At 45.5% G+C, this 528-nt stretch carries 1 protein-coding gene; it reads left to right on the top strand.

Features of this window, described 5'->3' with window-relative positions; all coding sequences use genetic code 11:
- Window positions 1-528 (top strand): hypothetical protein (locus ACFSGI_RS22375; RefSeq protein ID WP_379284474.1); only part of this gene is annotated, 528 nt, incomplete at both ends.

Here is a 528-nt window from a genome sequence, read left to right as displayed (position 1 = left end):
ATCGTATTTACGTTCCCGAATGCACAGGGTGAGTTGTCAGTACGAGTGACGGTCAATGGAACCGAAACGGAAATCACAACATTGCCATACAGTGGAATTGAGATTCCAACAACGCCAACACCAGGTGCTGCGATCACTGATATCACAGGTGATCAAGGAACAGTCAATGTAACAGGAGTGACAGCAGGCAATACGATTTTGATCTACAGTGATGCGAATGAAGTACTAGCAACAGGAACAGCAAATGCAAACGGAGAAGCAGTCTTAACATTTACCTTCCCGAATGCACAAGGTGAGTTGTCAGTACGAGTAACGGTAAATGGAACCGAAACGGAAATCACAACATTGCCATACAGCGGAATCGAGATTCCAACGACGCCAACACCAGGTGCTGCGATTACCGATATCACAGGTGATCAAGGAACAGTGAATATTACAGGTGTGGCTGCAGGAGAAGTTGTAAAAGTATATGACGCAGACAACAATGTCTTAGGAACAGCGGTAGCAGGAAGTAATGGTTCTGCACAA

This window comes from Paenibacillus nicotianae (genome assembly GCF_042681745.1).
GTDB lineage: Bacteria > Bacillota > Bacilli > Paenibacillales > Paenibacillaceae > Saccharibacillus > Saccharibacillus nicotianae.
Note: the sequence above shows the minus strand (reverse complement) of the source record. Positions and strands in the feature narration are given on the sequence as shown.